Origin of the sequence: Thiocapsa sp. C2-2m (genome assembly GCF_041903745.1) — a bacterium.
Taxonomy (GTDB): Bacteria; Pseudomonadota; Gammaproteobacteria; order Chromatiales; family Chromatiaceae; genus Thiocapsa; species Thiocapsa roseilacustris.
Window position 1 is genome coordinate 66,731 of the sequence record NZ_JBBWVD010000022.1, and the last position, 16,588, is coordinate 83,318.

Annotated in this window: 19 protein-coding genes, 1 tRNA gene, 1 other RNA gene and 1 pseudogene; 7 read left to right on the plus strand and 15 right to left on the minus strand. The window is 63.3% G+C overall.

The annotated features are described in order from the left end of the window. Window position 1: 1 nt before the first annotated feature. The 10 genes from nuoG to tpiA form a co-directional block, all read right to left on the minus strand. A complete protein-coding gene (gene nuoG, locus AADX97_RS17410) occupies window positions 2-2,404 on the minus strand; it encodes an NADH-quinone oxidoreductase subunit NuoG (protein WP_374235928.1) in 2,403 nt (800 codons plus the stop codon). A 160-nt stretch (window positions 2,405-2,564) separates the two neighbouring features. Beyond that, window positions 2,565-3,848, minus strand: a complete 1,284-nt coding sequence (nuoF, locus tag AADX97_RS17415) for an NADH-quinone oxidoreductase subunit NuoF (protein ID WP_374235927.1) — start codon at window positions 3,846-3,848, stop codon at window positions 2,565-2,567. A 4-nt stretch (window positions 3,849-3,852) separates the two neighbouring features. Next, the gene (nuoE, locus tag AADX97_RS17420; protein ID WP_374235926.1) at window positions 3,853-4,380 is read right to left on the minus strand and encodes an NADH-quinone oxidoreductase subunit NuoE; all 528 of its coding nucleotides are present in this window, start codon (window positions 4,378-4,380) and stop codon (window positions 3,853-3,855) included. Further along, on the minus strand, window positions 4,380-5,636 hold the full coding sequence (locus tag AADX97_RS17425; RefSeq protein ID WP_374235925.1) for an NADH-quinone oxidoreductase subunit D: 1,257 nt from the start codon (window positions 5,634-5,636) through the stop codon (window positions 4,380-4,382). Before AADX97_RS17425 ends, nuoE begins: the two co-directional genes overlap by 1 nt. Next, window positions 5,629-6,342, minus strand: a complete 714-nt coding sequence (locus AADX97_RS17430; protein ID WP_374235924.1) for an NADH-quinone oxidoreductase subunit C — start codon at window positions 6,340-6,342, stop codon at window positions 5,629-5,631. Before AADX97_RS17430 ends, AADX97_RS17425 begins: the two co-directional genes overlap by 8 nt. Before the next feature lie 16 nt (window positions 6,343-6,358). Further along, the gene (locus tag AADX97_RS17435) at window positions 6,359-6,835 is read right to left on the minus strand and encodes an NADH-quinone oxidoreductase subunit B family protein (protein WP_007190930.1); all 477 of its coding nucleotides are present in this window, start codon (window positions 6,833-6,835) and stop codon (window positions 6,359-6,361) included. Beyond that, complete coding sequence (locus tag AADX97_RS17440; protein WP_374235923.1) at window positions 6,826-7,182, minus strand: NADH-quinone oxidoreductase subunit A; 357 nt, start codon at window positions 7,180-7,182, stop codon at window positions 6,826-6,828. The genes AADX97_RS17435 and AADX97_RS17440 overlap by 10 nt, the downstream gene beginning before the upstream one ends. Before the next feature lie 188 nt (window positions 7,183-7,370). Beyond that, a tRNA-Leu gene (locus AADX97_RS17445) sits at window positions 7,371-7,455 on the minus strand. Between the two features lie 9 nt (window positions 7,456-7,464). Beyond that, window positions 7,465-8,001, minus strand: a complete 537-nt coding sequence (gene secG / locus AADX97_RS17450) for a preprotein translocase subunit SecG (protein ID WP_374235922.1) — start codon at window positions 7,999-8,001, stop codon at window positions 7,465-7,467. A gap of 21 nt (window positions 8,002-8,022) precedes the next feature. After that, on the minus strand, window positions 8,023-8,787 hold the full coding sequence (tpiA, locus tag AADX97_RS17455) for a triose-phosphate isomerase (protein WP_374235921.1): 765 nt from the start codon (window positions 8,785-8,787) through the stop codon (window positions 8,023-8,025). Between the two features lie 273 nt (window positions 8,788-9,060). Between tpiA and smpB the strand changes: the two genes are divergently transcribed. The 4 genes from smpB to AADX97_RS17475 all read left to right on the plus strand — a co-directional run bounded on the left by smpB (window position 9,061) and on the right by AADX97_RS17475 (window position 11,070). Then, window positions 9,061-9,540, plus strand: coding sequence for an SsrA-binding protein SmpB (gene smpB, locus AADX97_RS17460; RefSeq protein WP_374235920.1), 480 nt, complete (start codon window positions 9,061-9,063; stop codon window positions 9,538-9,540). A gap of 54 nt (window positions 9,541-9,594) precedes the next feature. After that, window positions 9,595-9,930: a transfer-messenger RNA gene (gene ssrA, locus AADX97_RS17465) on the plus strand. Window positions 9,931-10,290: 360 nt separating this feature from the next. Continuing rightward, window positions 10,291-10,725, plus strand: a complete 435-nt coding sequence (locus AADX97_RS17470; protein ID WP_374235919.1) for an LAGLIDADG family homing endonuclease — start codon at window positions 10,291-10,293, stop codon at window positions 10,723-10,725. Between the two features lie 252 nt (window positions 10,726-10,977). Further along, a complete protein-coding gene (locus AADX97_RS17475; protein ID WP_374235918.1) occupies window positions 10,978-11,070 on the plus strand; it encodes a type II toxin-antitoxin system ParD family antitoxin in 93 nt (30 codons plus the stop codon). 93 nt (window positions 11,071-11,163) lie between these two features. Here the strand turns inward: AADX97_RS17475 and AADX97_RS17480 are convergent, their stop codons facing one another. Together AADX97_RS17480 and AADX97_RS17485 are read right to left on the minus strand one after the other, a co-directional pair. Then, a complete protein-coding gene (locus AADX97_RS17480) occupies window positions 11,164-11,331 on the minus strand; it encodes a hypothetical protein (protein WP_374235917.1) in 168 nt (55 codons plus the stop codon). Window positions 11,332-11,346: 15 nt separating this feature from the next. Beyond that, window positions 11,347-12,108, minus strand: a pseudogene (locus AADX97_RS17485) (Fic family protein); the annotation flags it as partial. A 172-nt stretch (window positions 12,109-12,280) separates the two neighbouring features. On the opposite strand from AADX97_RS17485, the gene AADX97_RS17490 reads away from it, so the two are divergent. Then, window positions 12,281-12,523 (plus strand): antitoxin, encoded by a 243-nt coding sequence (locus AADX97_RS17490; RefSeq protein ID WP_120795411.1) that lies wholly within the window; start codon window positions 12,281-12,283, stop codon window positions 12,521-12,523. Window positions 12,524-12,528: 5 nt separating this feature from the next. Continuing rightward, window positions 12,529-12,966, plus strand: a complete 438-nt coding sequence (locus tag AADX97_RS17495; RefSeq protein ID WP_374235916.1) for a type II toxin-antitoxin system VapC family toxin — start codon at window positions 12,529-12,531, stop codon at window positions 12,964-12,966. Window positions 12,967-13,043: 77 nt separating this feature from the next. On the opposite strand, the gene AADX97_RS17500 is transcribed toward AADX97_RS17495, so the two are convergent. The 3 genes from AADX97_RS17500 to AADX97_RS17510 all read right to left on the minus strand — a co-directional run bounded on the left by AADX97_RS17500 (window position 13,044) and on the right by AADX97_RS17510 (window position 16,316). Further along, on the minus strand, window positions 13,044-13,286 hold the full coding sequence (locus AADX97_RS17500; protein ID WP_374235915.1) for a DUF4172 domain-containing protein: 243 nt from the start codon (window positions 13,284-13,286) through the stop codon (window positions 13,044-13,046). A gap of 273 nt (window positions 13,287-13,559) precedes the next feature. Continuing rightward, a complete protein-coding gene (locus AADX97_RS17505) occupies window positions 13,560-15,284 on the minus strand; it encodes a hypothetical protein (RefSeq protein WP_374238629.1) in 1,725 nt (574 codons plus the stop codon). 327 nt (window positions 15,285-15,611) lie between these two features. Next, on the minus strand, window positions 15,612-16,316 hold the full coding sequence (locus AADX97_RS17510) for a cupin domain-containing protein (RefSeq protein ID WP_374238628.1): 705 nt from the start codon (window positions 16,314-16,316) through the stop codon (window positions 15,612-15,614). Window positions 16,317-16,447: 131 nt separating this feature from the next. Here AADX97_RS17510 and AADX97_RS17515 point away from each other — a divergent pair, with 131 nt between their 5' ends. Continuing rightward, complete coding sequence (locus AADX97_RS17515; protein WP_374237327.1) at window positions 16,448-16,588, plus strand: hypothetical protein; 141 nt, start codon at window positions 16,448-16,450, stop codon at window positions 16,586-16,588.

Sequence of the window (16,588 nt, forward strand, 5' to 3'; positions counted from 1 at the left end):
ATCATCCCGCCTCGCTACCCGTCTCGCCGAACCATGGCCTGATCTCGACCGGGCCGATCTGCGTGCCCAGGCGCCCGCTTCCGGTCACGGCTGCCGGGATCCGCGCACAGCCCATGGCGATAGCCTCGTCCAGGAACACATTGGCCTCGACCTCGTGGCCGTTCTGAACGATCAAGACCGTCTGATCGGCAATCAGTCCATCGCCACGTGCCTGCTCCGGATGCAGATAGACACCGAATGCCGCACCCTGCACGGGCGTACGCTGCAGCGCCGGAGCCCGTCGGACCAGCGGATCCAGGGCATAAATGGGCACGCTCCCGAGCCGCATCAGCCCGGCGGCTGTGCCGGGTGTCGCCGTCGGATAATCCTCGCGCGGGGCGTTGTCGTGTGCGGCATCGCCGCACAGCCCGTCAAGCTCGTCGCGCACCTGCGCCGCATCCCGGTACTCGAAGCCCGGAAGATCCAGCAGATTGCCCAGCACGCGCAGCACCTTCCAGCCGGGACGGGCCTCGCCGGGGGGCGCGACAGCACCTTGAAACCGCTGCCGGAGGCCGCCCGCATTGACGAAGGTCCCGGAGGTCTCGGCGAAGGCCCCGATCGGAAGCAGCACGTCGGCAACGGCTTCGAGCGACGGGGAACGGAAGGCGGAGCAGGCGATCACCAGATCGGCCGCCTCGCACATGGCCATCGCCCGCGCGGGATCATTCAGATCCCGATCCGGCTCCAAGCCCCAAAGGACCAGCGTGCTCGGCGGTGCGCTCAGCATCTCGCCCAACCCGAGGCCCTTCGACTCGGTAGGCCGGCCGCCGGGCAGCCCCTGCGGTACAGCACCGGCCAGATACGCGCCGACGCTGTTCGCCGATGCCGGCAGGAAACCCACGACGGCGCCGCTCAACTCGCCGATCCGATAGGCCAACGCCTTGAGCACCCCATAGTTCGGATGCGCGGCGGCCAGCGCGCCCAGCAGAACAGCGCCGGTCGCCTTCTCCTCCGCAGCACGCAAAGCGTCGGCGATCGCCTGATGGGCATCGTCGGGCTTGGCCGAGCCGACGATCGCTTTGAGCGTCCCCGACGCCTTAGCGCCCAGCGCCTTGGCGATCGCCGCGAGATCCGAGACCATCTGCGCCGGCGTCCCGACCAACTGCCGGGCGGGATGGGTCAGAGCCAGGGTCAGGGGATTCACGCAGGCGACGGTCGCACCCTCCAGCGCAGCCTTACGGATGCGATGGGCCAAGAGCGGCTGCTCTGTGCGAATCTCTGTTCCGATCAGGAGGATCGCCTCGCGGGTCTCCAGATCGGCGATCGGCAGACCCAGCCAGGGCAACATCGGATCTGCGTCATCGCCGCTGAAGTCCTGTTGGCGCAGACGATGATCGACATTGGCGCAACCCAGGCCGCGCGCGACCCGCTGCGCCAAATACAGCTCTTCGAGCGTCGCGTTCGGGGCCATCAGCCAGCCCATACGGTTCGCATCAGCCGCCTTCAGACGCTCGGCGACCAGGGTCAGTGCCTCCTGCCACTCGACCTCGCGCCAGATCCCGTCGGCCTTGATCATAGGCGCGGTCAGACGATCCTCGGCGTTCAGGCCCGCGTAGCTGAACCGATCGCGGTCCGAGATCCAGGTCTCGTTGACTGCCTCGTTGTCGCGCGGGTGCACCCGCATCACTTGACCGCCACGCACATGCAGACGGATGTTCGAGCCGACCCCGTCGTGCGGGGCGATGCTGTCGGCGTCGGTCAGCTCCCAGGCCCGCGCGGTGAAACGATAGGGCTTGGAGGTGAGCGCACCAACCGGACAGAGATCGATGATGTTGCCCGACAGCTCATGGCTCACGGTATGGGCAACGAAGGTCCCGATACGCATGTCTTCGCCGCGCCCCGTGGCGCCGAGCTCACGCACGCCGGCGATCTCGGCGCCGAAGCGCACGCAGCGGGTGCAATGGATACAGCGGGTCATATCGGTGGCGATGAGCGGACCGAGATCCTCGTCCTTGACGACCCGCTTGCGCTCGGAGAAGCGCGAGACATCGCCGCCGTAACCCATCGCCACATCCTGCAGCTCGCATTCGCCGCCCTGGTCGCAGATGGGGCAGTCAAGCGGATGGTTGATGAGCAGGAACTCCATCGTCCCCTGCTGGGCATCGATGGCCTTGGGCGAGCGGGTCAGGACCTTCATGCCCGCGCCGACCGGCGTGGCGCACGCGGGCACCGGTTTGGGGAAGGGGCGGCCTCCCTGCTCCGCCTCGACCAGACACATGCGGCAGTTGGCCGCGATCGACAGCTTCTTGTGATAGCAAAAACGCGGGATGCTGATCCCCTCGCGGTCCGCGACCGTGATGATCATCTCTCCCGGCGCCGCTTCGCAGGTGCGGCCGTCGATCTCGATGGTGATCTTGTCCGTCATTCAGCTCTCTCGATCGGCGCCCGTGGGCCGGATGTCGCGCACCGCTTCGGCGCGCGCCCTCGGACCTGCTCGCTCGCGCGAACGGGGCCATTCTACAAGTTGCGATTCCGGGACAGCGACGGCATACCGTGCTCGCCCCGATTCGGATCAGGCCGCAGGTCTAAGCTGCCATGCTTTGGCCGCGCTCGATCAGGTGCTCGAATTCGTGTCGATAATGCTTGAGAAAGCTCTGCACCGGCATTGCCGCGGCATCGCCCAGGGCACAGATGGTGCGTCCTCCGATCCGACCCGCAACACTGTCGAGCAGATCCAGGTCGCCCGGCCGCCCCTTGCCGTCCAGGATGCGACGCAGCACCCGCTCGAGCCAGCCGGTGCCTTCTCGGCAGGGTGTGCACTGGCCGCAGGACTCATGCATATAGAAGTGCGACAGGTTGTGCAGGACTTTGACCATGCAGGTCCCCTCGGCGATCACGATCACGGCACCCGAACCCAGCATGGAGCCGGCCTTGGCGATCGAATCGTAATCCATGTCAACATCCATCATGATGTCGCCGGGCACCACCGGGACCGATGACCCGCCGGGAATCACCGCCTTGATCGCTCGGCCGTCCTTCATCCCGCCGGCCAGCTCGAGCAGATCCCGGAAGGGTGTGCCGAGCGGAACCTCGAAGTTGTCCGGTCGAGCGACATGCCCGGTGACCGAGAAGAGCTTTGGACCGCCGTTGTTCGGGCGCCCCTGCTCCAAGAACCATTTCCCGCCCTTCTCCAGGATGACCGGGATCGAGGCCAGCGACTCGGTATTGTTGATGGTGGTCGGACGCCCGTAGAGACCGACCTGGGCCGGGAACGGCGGCTTGAAGCGCGGCTGTCCCTTCTTGCCCTCGATCGACTCCAGGAGAGCCGTCTCCTCGCCGCAGATGTAGGCCCCCGCCCCCAGATGGTTGTAGAGGTCGAAATCCACGCCCGAGCCCTGGATGTCCTTGCCCAACAGACCCGCCGCGTAAGCCTCGCGAATGGCGTCCTCGCACCGCTCGATCGGCTCGTAGAACTCGCCGCGGATATAGTTGTAGCCGACCGTCGCCCCGATACAGTAACCGGCGATCGCCATGCCCTCGATCAACTGATGCGGGTTGTAGCGCAGGATGTCGCGATCCTTGCAGGTGCCGGGCTCGCCCTCGTCCGAGTTGCAGACGATGTACTTTTGGCCGGGCGCCGTGCGGGGCATGAAACTCCACTTCAGACCCGTCGGGAAGCCTGCACCGCCGCGACCACGTAACGCCGAGAGCTTGATCTCCTCGATGATGTCGGCCGGGTCCGGGCGCTCGCGCAGGATCTTCTCCCACTGCACATAGCCGCCCAGGCTTCGATACGCATCCAAGGTATGCCGAGTCGTGACATTCAGGTGCATATTGCGAAAACAGACGCTGTTCTGATTCGGGACCATCGGCCTACTCCAGCTCGTCGATCAGCTTATCGAGCGCCTGTGGCGAGAGGTTCTCGTGATAGGTCTTGTCGACCAGCACCGCGGGCGCATGCCTGCATGCGCCGAGACACTCCACCTCTTTGAAGGTAAAGCGGCCGTCGGCCGTGGTCTCGCCCAGACGCACGTCGTACTTGTGCTCGACATGCTCGATCAGCGCTTCGGAGCCCAGCAGCAAGCAGGAGACGCTGTTGCAGACACACACCTTGTGCCGACCCTGCGGCTCCAGGTCGTACATCCCGTAGAAGGTTGCAACCTCGTAGACGGACACCTCCGGCATGTCCAGATAGGCGGCGACGTCGTTCATGAGCTCGGTGGTCAGCCAGCCGCCGTTGGCGTCCTGCACGATGGTCAACGCGGGCATCACCGCGGACTGTTTCCATTCGGCCGGATACTTGGCGATCCAGCTATCGATTTGCTCGCGAACCTCAGCGGTGAACAGGGTCGATTGATCGCGATCGTGAATGACCGCAAGCGGTGCGTTGCGAAAGCTCATCAGCGATCGATCTCCCCGAATACCACGTCCAGCGTCCCGATGATCGCCACCACGTCGGCGAGCATATGGCCTTGGGACATCTCGTCCAGCGCGGCGAGATGCGGAAAGCCGGGCGCACGGACCTTCAAACGATAGGGCTTATTGGCCCCGTCGGACACGATATAGCAGCCGAATTCGCCCTTCGGCGCCTCCACCGCGGCATAGACCTCGCCGGGCGGCGGGCAATAGCCCTCGGTAAAGAGTTTGAAGTGGTGAATCAAGGCTTCCATGTCGTCCTTCATGTCTGCCCGCGACGGCGGCATGACCTTGTGATCCTCGATGGCGACCGGTCCCGGATTGTTGCGCAGCCATTGCACGCACTGCCTGATGATCCGATTGGACTGTCGCATTTCCTCCATACGGACCAGATAGCGGTCATAGCAGTCGCCGTTGACCCCGACCGGGATATCGAAGTCCATCTTGTCGTAGGCGGCATAGGGCTGTTTCTTGCGCAGATCCCATTCCACGCCGGATCCGCGGAGCATCGGCCCGGTGAAACCCAATTGAAGCGCACGTTCAGGGGATACGACACCGATGCCGACGGTACGCTGCTTCCAGATTCGATTATCGGTCAGCAGGGTCTCGTATTCGTCGACATGACCCGGAAAGCGATCGGTGAAATCCTCGATAAAGTCCAGCAGCGAGCCCTGACGCGGACCGTTGCGCTTGGCGATCGTCTTGGCGCTGTGCCACTTGGAGCTTCCCGAATACTGCGGCATCCGATCGGGCAGATCCCGGTAAACTCCGCCGGGCCGATAATAGGTCGCGTGCATCCGCGCACCCGAGACGGCCTCGTAACAATCGAGAAGGTCTTCGCGCTCGCGGAAGCAGTAGAGAAAGATCGACATGGCCCCGATGTCCAGGCCGTGCGCGGCGAGCCACATCAGATGGTTCAGGATGCGGGTGATCTCGTCGAACAGAGTCCGGATGTACTGCGCGCGCTCCGGGGCATCGACGCCGAGCAGCTTCTCGATGGCGCGGACATAGCCATGCTCATTGCACATCATGGACACATAGTCGAGCCGGTCCATGTAACCGATGCTCTGGTTGAATGGCTTTGACTCGGCGAGCTTCTCGGTCCCGCGATGCAGCAGACCGATATGGGGATCGGCCCGCTCGATCACCTCGCCGTCCATCTCGAGCACCAGGCGCAGGACGCCGTGGGCCGAGGGATGCTGAGGTCCGAAGTTCAGGGTGTAGTTGCGAATCTCAGGCATCGGCGGACTCCGAGCTCGCGCCCGTCTGCACGTATCGACTGTCGGAGCGGATCACGCGCGGCACCAGGACACGCGGCGGGATCGAGACCGGCTCGTAGATGACGCGACCCTGCTCCGGGTCGTAGCGCATCTCGACATGCCCGGATAGGGGAAAATCCTTCCGGAAGGGGTATCCGACAAAGCCGTAGTCGGTAAGGATTCGACGCAGGTCCGGATGACCCCGGAAGAGGATCCCGAAGAGATCGAATGCCTCGCGCTCGAACCAATTGGCCGCCGCCCAAACCGGGACGATCGAGTCGACCATCGGCTGACTGCTCCCTGCATAGACACGCAGGCGAACCCGCCAATTGTGTACAAGCGATAGGAGATGGTAGACGACGGCGAAGCGCTTGGGGTCGTCGACCGCCAGCTCTTGATCGCGGTCGACACCGCGGCCGAAACCGGTCGTGGACGCCTCTTCGGTCGCCCACTCGGACTTGCCGTAGGCGGCATAGTCGACGCCGCAAAGGTCGATGAGCTGCTCGAACCGCAGTTGCGGATGGTCGCGAAGGATCCAGGCCACCTCGGTCAAACGCCCCGACGGCACGATCAAGGTGACCTCGCCGAGGCCCGTGATGGTCTCGCATCCCTTGTCGGCGAGCGCCTCGCCGAGTGCATCGACGAGCGCGGTCAGCCTGACGGGGTTGGACAGGATGTCTTTTGCCATTGGAATTGGGTACGACTCAGCGAGCGATGGTATTGGTTCGGCGAATCTTGTTCTGCAACTGCAGGATGCCGTAAAGCAGGGCCTCGGCAGTGGGCGGACATCCCGGCACGTAGATGTCGACCGGGACAATCCGATCGCAACCGCGCACCACCGCATAGGAGTAGTGGTAATAACCACCACCGTTCGCACAAGACCCCATCGAGATGACCCAACGCGGCTCTGCCATCTGGTCGTAGACCTTGCGCAGCGCCGGGGCCATCTTGTTGACCAGGGTGCCCGCGACGATCATGACGTCGGATTGGCGGGGGCTGGGCCGAAAGACGATCCCGAAGCGATCCAGGTCATAACGAGCTGCGCCCGCGTGCATCATCTCGACCGCGCAGCAGGCCAGACCGAAGGTCATAGGCCACAAGGACCCGGTCCGGGCCCAATTAATGAGTTTGTCGGCCGTGGTCGTGACGACGCCCTCTTCGAGGATGCCCTCTATTCCCATTCCAGCGCCCCCTTCTTCCACTCGTAGATAAAGCCGACCACCAGGATCCCCAGGAAGATGACCATGGCCCAGAAGCCGTACATACCGAGCTCCTCGAGCACCACCGCCCAGGGGAAGAGGAAGGCGATCTCCAGATCGAAAACGATGAAGAGGATCGCCACCAGGTAGTAGCGCACGTCGAACTTTAAACGCGCACTCTCGAAGGCCGCAAACCCACATTCATAGGGGGAGTCTTTCTCCGCGTCGGGGCGGCGAGGTCCCAAAAAGTAACCCAAAACGAGCGGGCCGACGCCAACCAAGATCCCGACGATGATGAAGATCAGGATCGGCAGATAATTGTCGAGCATCAGTCCTCCCGAATTTACTTATTCTCTGACGTCGAGCCGGAGAAAGAGTCTAGTGCAGCCATCACGGCACTGTCAACCCGAGGAACAATTCAATTCATTAAGTTTTTCAAACCTTTGCGCATCATGCCACGCAAAAAAAACGGCATACCACTATAGCGGCATGCCGTTTGCTTTCCTGCAACTGCAGATGGTGCCGACGGCCAGACTCGAACTGGCACGGCTTACGCCACTACCCCCTCAAGATAGCGTGTCTACCAATTTCACCACGTCGGCGTTGTCGCTTTACTCTCGTGTCGCCGTATCGGCATCCACGTCTTTATTCTGCGCTTCGACAGCGTTTTCGTCGAAAATCACCTCGCCAGTGTCGACCTCGACCTCGCCCGAGCCTTCGATAAGGGTCTCGCCGACGGCCTCGAGAGGCTCCTCAACGTCTGGCGTCAGCCCGACCGGAACGTCCGATTGTGAATCGAGCTCGTTCCCACCCTCGTCCTCGGGAATCGCCGGAATGTCCGAGGTCGGCGTTGCTGCGGGCGGCGGGACGATGATCGTGCGCTCGTCCACGCTGTCCATAATCGTCACCGGCTCTGACCCCTTCGTCGCATAATACGCCAAAGCGATGCTGGTAAGGAAGAAGACCGTCGCCATGATCGCGGTCGTGCGCGTCAGGAACGAACCCGATCCGCGCGAGCCGAACACAGTCGCAGAAGCGCCACTCCCGAACGCAGCACCTGCATCCGCACCCTTCCCGTGTTGGATCAGGATCAACCCGATCAATCCCAGCGACAGGAAGACCTGCATGATGGTCAAAATGGTTTGCATGAGTATCTCGTTGCTGCAGCGTTAGGCCGCTAACTGTTCCCCGGCTAGACAGATCGCTAGAAAATCATCGGCGCTCAGCGATGCGCCACCGATCAGACCGCCGTCAATATCCGGTTGCGCGAGCAACTCCGCTGCATTACCCAGCTTCATGCTGCCTCCGTAGAGGATGCGTAATTTTTCGGCGATCGAACCGTCCAGTGCGGCGATCCGGCCGCGGATATATGCGTGAACCGCCTGCGCCTGCTCAGGCGTCGCCGTCATCCCGGTGCCGATCGCCCAGACCGGCTCATACGCGATCTCGACCCCAGCGAAGGCGTCGATACCGACGCGTTCGACCACGCCATCGATCTGAGCGGCAATCACCGACTCCGTCTCGCCCGCCTCGCGCTGCTGCAGCGTCTCGCCGACGCACAGGATCGGGATCAGGCCGCTCTCGGTCGCGCGTGCCAGCTTCTGCGCGATGGATGCCTCGTTCTCGCCATAATACTCGCGACGCTCGGAATGACCACAGATGACATACTTGCATCCGAAATCGGCCAGCATCGAGCCCGACACCTCGCCGGTGAAGGCGCCGCCGGCTTCGGTACAGAGGTTTTGAGCACCGAGCCGCACCGTGCTACCGGCGAGCAACTGCTCGCCGAGGTAGAGGTACGGGAACGGTACGCACACCGCAATCTCGGTCTTCGAGAGACTTCCGGCCCCGGCGACGACGCCGTTCAACAGTGCCTCGGCACTGGACTTGCTGCCGTTCATTTTCCAGTTTCCGGCGATCAGCGGCTGGCGCATCGAACCCCTCCAGGTAAGTCGAGCCCGCGAATTTAGCCGCCCTCGGTGCGGAAATCAAGCCTCGTTTGATTTACACTTGAAATGCGTCCGGTGCCTCCTGTCTTCTCCGAGCCCGTCGGCCATGCTCGGAGCCACCGACGAGCGCCTTCCAGACGCATTTCAAACAATCTGCTCTTAAACATTTCTTGAACCGCGTCAGGTACGAGGCCCGCGTCGGTCTACCCGGGCCGGCCTCAGATCCAACGACGGTTTTGACTCCCGGGACGCGGTTCAATGGCGAAAGGAAAACAGAAGAAGAACGATGGCGGCTCGACCATTGCGCTCAACAAGAAGGCCGGGCACGAGTACTTCATCGAGCAGCGCATCGAGGCCGGCCTCGTCTTGGAAGGTTGGGAGGTCAAGAGCCTGCGCGCCGGCCGGCTCCAGCTCAAAGAGGGTTACGTCAAGATTCTGCACGGCGAGGCGTTCCTGATCGGTGCGCACATCTCCGCCTTGGCCGCCGCCTCCACCCACGTCAACCCGGACCCCACCCGCAGCCGCAAGCTACTGCTCAAACGCAGCGAGATCAGCCGCCTGATCGGCCAGACCGAGCGCGCCGGCTACACCCTGGTCCCCACGGCCATGTACTGGAAGCGCGGGAACGCCAAGCTCGAGATCGGGCTCGCCAAGGGCAAGAAACAGCACGACAAGCGCGACACCGAGAAGGACCGCGACTGGCAGCGCGACAAGGAACGTCTCTTCAAGACCGGCTGAGCTTGCCGTGGAACCGCGGTTCCTCTAGAGTGTCCTACTGATACCTGGGGGCGACATGGTTTCGACGTGGGTCGCAAAACCTGAGGTGCATGCCGAGGTGCGGGTGACCTCGTAAATCCAACCGCAAATCTATAGTTGCCAACGACGACAACTACGCTCTCGCGGCTTAGGCCAGCGAGCCTCTGACCGTTCCCTGCCTATGGGGGGCGGATTCCAGGGGTAACATAACATGGGATCGCGGTGACGGGGGCTCGGACCTGATCCGCTAAAACCTAATTCGAGATCGCCGACTGATCGCCCTGCCCTTCGGGCGGCGGAAAGCTAAAAATAATAGAACGGGCTAAGCATGTAGGGCCAATGGCAGAGGGCTTGCGGACGCGGGTTCGATCAACGCACAGGTCGCCTTTGCTCGTAAGGGCAAAGTGAAAACGGGGCTCACATCGGCGAACCCTGCAGTCGGCTCAGACCGACACGGCAACGCCGAGGGGTAGGAAGAGGGCCAACCTCAGACCTGCCCTGTAGAGACTCATAGAGACGCTGACCCGGCAACGGTGGAGCGTCCACTAGGATCCGCGGCAACGCGGATAACACGCCCCGCATCCGGACCCCATCGGGTCGTATCCGATCCGGATGAAGGCATAGTCCAGGCCTCACCGAAAGGTGGGGAATCACTGTCCCGCCGCCTCCACCAAATCAACGGGCCTTGGAGTACACTCCAAGGCCCGTTTTCTTTTCGTGTTCACAAAGTCCGTGGCGAATTATCGCAAAGTCAACACCTTGAGCGGCATCGACGCAGCCTATATTGCCGGTTTGATCGACGGGGAAGGCACAGTCTCCCTGCTGCGAAAGCACAAACAGGACAACCGCCAGGTCGTCGTCTCCATTTCCAACACAGACCGCCCGTTGATCAACTACCTGCTCGAGACCATCGGAGCCGGCAAGGCGACAGGCAAGCGCACCTATTCCGACCGGCATACGCCGAGTTTCACGTACGCCATCACCAACCGTCACGCGCTCGATCTGCTCCGGCAGGTCGCCCCGTACCTTCGAACTTACAAAGCCCGGCGAACCGAGCTGCTGCTTGTAGACTACATCAGGCTCACCCCGCGGAATGGCCGATACTCCCTGGCTGGAGCATTGGAAAGGGATGCCTTTATCGAAGCATTCTTCGCGATCGAGCCGTAGTTTTCAGGAGAGCGACTTAGCCCGATCCGTAACGACCCCTTCGCAGCGCGCCAGACGTGGGCACGTCATTGATGTCTCAGAGAGACGTGTCCGGCGAACATCCGACGTTGATCTTAGACGGATCTGAGTAGCCGGTGGGAAACAGCGCGGCAAGCCAGCCGAACAACCGCTCCCGCGACACCGGCGCAAGGGAGTCGTTCTCGACCAGGATGATGGCTTGCCAAATTTTGCCAAGGAACCTAACCTCGCACCATGAGCACGATGAACATCTCTTTGCCCGACAGCCTCAAGGCATTCGTCGACGAGCAGGTCAGCCAGCGTGGCTTCGGCACCAGCAGTGACTAGCGAGCTGATCCGCCGCGATCAGGATCGGTTGCAACTGCGCAACCTGCTGCTCGCGGGCGCCTCGTCTGCTCCTACCGCGCCGGTGAACGAGGCTTACTTCGACAGCCTGTGCGAGCGGGTGCGCGGTGAGATCAAGACCCGACGCAGGACCTGATCGGCGGGCTGAAGACCAAGCCCGTCGTCCCGCGCGAGCAGCTCCGCCAGCACGGCGAGGACATGCTCGTTGGCGCCGTCCGTTTCTGCTTCAGGGAGCCAAGGCATTTGTCGCAGACGCGGCTACTCAAACAGTTCGTTAAGCTCATACCCGGTGCTGCGCCCGCCCGCATCCGTTTTCCGCAGTACGCCCCGCGCAAGCAGGTCGTTGATGTCACGCAAGGCCGTGTCCGGAGAACACTTGGCAATGGCCGCCCACTTGCTGCTGGTGAGCTTGCCTTCGAAGCCGTCGAGCAGCCGGTTGAGCAGATTCACTTGCCGCTCGTTCAATGGCGTGGTCGCCCATCGCTGCCGGAACCGTGTCTTCAAGAGCACGGCGTCGAGGCTGTGCTGTGCCTGATCGACGGCGCGATGGAGGGTGTCGAGAAACCAGGCGAGCCACTCGGTGACATCCATCGACTGTTTCTGGGTCCGTTCCAGAATGACGTAGTAGGCCGTGCGCTCCCGCTGGATCTGCGCCGACAGGCTGTAGAAGCGCTGGGGGCTGCCGTCGGCGCGCGCCAGCAGCAGATCGCCGATGGCTCGGGCGATACGGCCATTGCCGTCGTCGAACGGGTGAAGGGTGACGAACCACAGATGGCCTAGCCCTGCCTTGATGAGCGGCGGATCCTTCGAGGCGCCATTGACCCAATCGAGGAATCGACTCGTTTCTGCGTCCAGACGATCCGCCGGCGGTGCCTCGAAACGCACAGGCTGTCGGCCGATGGGGCCGGACACCACCTGCATCGGGCCGCTATTATCGTCGCGCCAAGTTCCGACCTTGATCTTGGATAGACCTGAGTAGCCGGTGGGACACAGCGCAGCGTGCCAGCCGAACAACCGCTCCCGCGACACCGGGGCATGGCAGTCGGCTCACCAAGCCGGTACTCAAACGGGTTCCCGCGCATGAAGCGCAGAGAGCATTTCCACAACCGCCGCTCCCGACATCTCGCGCGACCCCAGCAATTGGCATATGCTCGCGCGTATGTCTTCGCCCTTCCCGTCGGATCGATCTCCAATGCACCCTGAACGCCACGTCCGCCTGTTTCGCAACGGTCGCAATCAAGCTTTACGCATCCCTCGGGAGCTCGAGCTGGACGCGGACGAGGCGATTATCCGCAAGGACGGCGAGCGTCTGATCGTCGAGCCGGTGAAGCGCCGGCCAGACCTCGCCACGCTACTCGCCGGATGGGAGCCGCTGGACGAGACCCTCCCCGATGTCGACGAAGGGCTATTGCCCTTGGACGACATCCGACTCTAAGTGCCATGGCAAACGTTGCGGGCCTGCGCTACCTGCTCGACACCAACATCCTCTCCGCGCTGATTCGTCAACCCCAGGGATCAGTGGCCGCGACACTTGCTCGGCGCGGCTACGGGAGTGTCTGTACCAGCATCGTCGTGGCCGCCGAGCTGCGCTTCGGTGCCCGTAAGCTCGGCTCCAAGTCCCTGACCGACAGGGTCGACGACCTGTTGGCCTCGCTGCCCGTCCTGCCCTTGGACTCCGAAGCCGATCGGACCTACGCGGACATACGACATCAGCTGGAGCGAGCCGGGACGCCCATCGGACCCAACGATCTGCTGATCGCGGCGCATGCTCTGGAGTCCGGTCTAATCCTCGTGACCGACAATGTGGACGAGTTCGTGCGAGTTGCCGGGCTGCGTGTGGAGAATTGGCTGAACAGCCCGGCGTCCGAGACGCAATGATTCTCCGGATAGGCCAGTTATGGAGCGGTCAGCGGCGCTGGGTAGAGGATTGTCCGCTTTAGGGGGGCAGCAGCCATCTAGATCGAGCCATCTCGCCTTAAGCGCAAAAGGAAAGACTCGACCCCGCGACCGCTGCGCTCGGTGAGCGCGCCCAGGCTGGCCTGATCGCGCAGCGCCATCCCGACATCGGCTAGGCGGCCCATCAATAGACCCTGTGCGCGACTCAAGTCCGCCATCGGACCGGCCAATGCCGCCAAGTCAAAGCGCCAGCTCGGCCAATCGTTGGCCTGCCAGAGGTATGTGTCATCACCGCTGTTCATGCGGAGATTATGGCCGGACTCTCCGCATGCTCAAGTTATTCGCCGCACTTTGCGCGGTGAAAGTGGGCGCAATGCGCCTTGATCGATAGTCAAGCGCTCCACGATGCCCTACCCTGCAACATCAAGATTCATCTTGACGGATTCGCCCATGTCGACCACTGCACGAGAGAAGTTCTCATCCCAAGCGGCGCCTGAGGTTCTGGCAGCACTGCGTCAAATCGCCGAAGCCCAAGGGTAGGATGTTCAATCGCCCAGGCTTTCCCATCAAAACCTTCATGCCGTTTTCATGTCGAGCTTCGGCGCCTTGAACGCCTGTCGTCGCCGGGCCAGCATAGAGTCGCCGAGATGCGTCTTGACCCATTGCTCGACATCCAGGGTGCGCACCGAGGTCATCGCCTCGTGAATAACCGGGCTCGTCAGATCGGTGAGGAAGGCGGGAATCGCCAACACCAGCCGGCCGATCTCTTTGAGGGGGCCGCGTGCGGTGAACATTTTGTATTTTCCGAACACCGATTCGATGATGTCGGAGGACGCCAGCCAGGTCGCGCCGGGCGGGATCTTGGCGGCTTGTACCGCGACTTGTTCCAGGACCCGGTCGGTAAAGCGGGCGGCTCGCGGAGCGAGCGCGGTGCGCGGGGCGAGTGTGGATTGAAGCGATTCGCAGACGCCGGCGTGCAGTCCCTCGGACTTGAGAACGCTCTGGATGGCCTTGGACTGTTCCATCATCTGCGCATAGACCGCCAGATCCTCGCGATAGGCACTCACCCAGGCGAAGCCTTCCAGAAAGCGCGCGCGGCCGGTGTCGGCGAGATCCCAAAAGGCGTCGTCCAGATCCGCGAGCTGTAGGTCGGATGCCGCCTGCAGGGCCTCGCAGAAGGCTGCCTTATCGGGATGCCGATGGCCCAGCAGCACGTGCAGGGGACGCACGCGGGCGACGCCCAAGCGATCGCGCAGGTGGTCCCGGGCGGCGACCGTCAGAACGCAGGTGGGCCGAACGGCACTGAAATCTCCCCGCTCCTGGTAGGCGAGTAGGTTTTGCGCCCACTCGACATGGGTGTCGACGTGCATGAAGCGCGCCTTGGTGCGCTGACGCGGCGGCAACAGAAAGGCCAAGTCGGTTTGCTGAAAAGACGCCAGGGTCCGCGTGCAGTGCGACAAAAAGGTCTGCCAGCGCCCGTCCGGATGCAACTCCGCCTTGAGCAGGGTGGCGATGCGGTGCGAAATATCATAGGTTTCCACACAGTCTGTAGTCTGTTCCTGCCGAAACAGCGTGATCCCCTTGTGCAGGTCGCTGCCGTGATCGGCGACGATCTGCACCGGCACACCGGTGCGCTCGGCGACCTCGCGCAGCACCGTGGCGACCCACTCCCCGGTGCTGTGCGTCGTCACCTTCACGGCGAGCACCTGCATGGCCCGGTGCGACGGGCTGTAGCCGGTCTCGAGCAGTCGGGCGGCGGGGATGCCCAGAATCACGAGACACTTCGATGTGCCCAGTTCAAGCGTATGATCGGCCACGAAAATCCAATCCTCGCGCCGCTGCGGCGGCTGCAGGAGGATCGCCAATCCGCAGCGGTAAACCCAGTTGAGGACCGTCGTATGCGCCGGCATGCTCACCGGCATCCAGGGCGCGAGCAGACCCAGTACGCGGGGCACCCCGCGGCTGCCGAGTCCGGCACTTAGATACATCCGCAGCGTCAGTTGAATGACCAGGACCGAATGCCGGTGACCGGGCGGGGGCAAGCGCACCAGCTGCCGAACCGCATCGTCCGGGTCCTCCGCCTCGCCGGCGGGTGTTGCTGCCGATGCCGCGGGCTGTTCACCGCCTTCCGACGCCAGCGCCCGGTTCTTCCAATAGGTGCGGCTCGCTTCCAGATCTCGGATCTTGACCCGAGCCGCGCGCAGTCGCTGTTGCTTGTCCAGGGCTTTGGCCCGCCACGCATCGCGCGATGCCCGGAACAGTCGGGCCAATCGGGCCACGGGGGTTTTGAAAGTGTCCATCGGTGTGCGTCGGCTCGGATTCGGCTGGTGGTGGGGTCCCGGTGCCGCGAAGTGTGCCTGGAGGCGACAGGGCTGTCGATGGCGGCCGGCGGGAGGACAGCCGGCGCATCACCACCCGCACCCCGCGACACGAGACCGGCATGAGCTATTTCGTGCCTTATCGGGTCAGATTGAACTCCCTAGCCGGAGGCGTCGACGGTGCAACGGTCTTGGGCTTGATGAGCTGGTGGTGAGATGCGGGATCGCTTTCGGGCTAATCAATCGCACGCGCGCTTTGCCGGTCGAGGCATTCCCGAGACGGTATCGGAAGAATCGCTAGCCGGGCGGTTACAGCCCCCCGACCCGCACGTAGATCAGACACCCCGTATCCGAGAACGGGGTATGCCGGCTCAGATGCGGACTGCGAATCCAGGTTCCCGGTGGATAGCGCCCGTGCTCGTCGGCGAACTCACCCTCGAGGACCAGGATCTCCTCGCCACCCCAATGGGTGTGGGTCTGAAACCGCGTTCCCGGCGCCCAGCGCACCAGGGCGACGCTCTCAGGGTAGCCGGACTGTGCGTAGAGGGGGCGCACGGTGAGACCTTCCACCAGGCCGGGGCGCCAGCCGTAGGGGGCGCGCGTGTCCTCGACCAACCGCGGGCGATCCGCGCCCGGATACTGGCGCAGTCGCACGAAGAGCGTGCAGCCCGGAGCGGAGCGCGGAGAATGCCGGCTGCCGTGGGGGTTCATCAGGAAGGTGCCGGCCGGGTAGTCGCCGTGCTCGTCGGAGAAGACACCGTCGAGCACCAGAATCTCTTCGCCCTCGGGATGGGTATGCTCGGGGAAGGCACCGCCGGGGGTATAGCGCACCAGACTGGTGACCGGGCCGGATTCACCGCCCGCCCGGTACAGCGGCTTGCGCCAAACGGTGCCGCTCGGGCTGGGTTCCCAGGACATCGCGGCCGTGTCGACCACCGTGCGTCGGCCGAGGTCGGCATGGACGTCTGCAAGGGTCGTAGGGGTCGGCGTCGATGTGGACGGGGCTTCGATCATGGCGGGTCGGTGGTCGAGTCGAGGAGAATGCATCGGACCGCAGTGCACGACGCACATGCTTGGTCGTTCTGCCGATCTTCCGGACGTTGCGGCACCCGCCGTCGACATCAACGCAGCGACGAGGCGACGCCATGAACTGCAAGGCCCTGCTGGAAGAGATCCGCCGACGCATCCGCGCCCACCTTCCTGCCCTGCTCGCTGCGTTGGAGCGCGTCACGGCCGGCATCCGTCTAACCCGTACTGATCACGAGGCCGTGAAGTGTGCTCACTGA